Source organism: Shewanella sp. Iso12, assembly GCF_012030025.1.
GTDB classification, from domain to species: domain Bacteria; phylum Pseudomonadota; class Gammaproteobacteria; order Enterobacterales; family Shewanellaceae; genus Shewanella; species Shewanella algae.
Genome location: NZ_JAAUHW010000046.1, coordinates 1 through 568, shown reverse-complemented (window position 1 = coordinate 568; position 568 = coordinate 1). Strand labels below are relative to the sequence as shown.

The following is a 568-nucleotide window of genomic DNA, read 5'->3' as shown; positions in this document are numbered from 1 at the left end:
TGCTCATGACTTTGAGCTGACTTGCGATGAACTGACAAGCGTGCTTAAAGCTGATTTCATTGGGCATTCGACCATGTTCTACTGCCGCCTGACTCGCTTCTCGTCTCACCAAGTTATAACCAAGCAGCAGCCCCCATAACTCTTGATAGGCAAGTTCGACAGTCTTACTCCTCAGCACTAACGCATTGTGTTGCATCGAACTTTTTATGTCTCGATAGCCTAATTCAATCTCCCATCGCTCGTGGTAAAGCGCCGCGACTGCTCCCGCATCGTACTGCTCTCTGGGAAGAGACGTAAATACGGTTTTTTGCTTACCTTGTACCTGATAAGTCACGGCTCTCACTTGCCAGGTTTCAGGTAGGTTAGGATTTTTCTTGCGTGCTTGTGGAGAGACTTTCATTTCGACTCGCATGTCGTCACTCTCTTCATCGTCCAGAAGGGTGTATTTCACCCCTTTCTTCGCCGGTAACAACCAATGTCTGTTAGCACCACTATTTTGGAGAGAAAGAAGTAAGCCTGCTCCATAAAAACCCTTATCCAATAAGGTCACGGAGTTATCCGATAAGGA

1 protein-coding gene is annotated in these 568 nt (G+C 47.0%); it reads right to left on the bottom strand.

Annotated features, from left to right (window positions below; genetic code table 11):
• The coding region (locus tag HCX89_RS22665) for an IS4 family transposase (RefSeq protein ID WP_167717529.1) at positions 1-568 on the bottom strand (568 nt) is incomplete at both ends.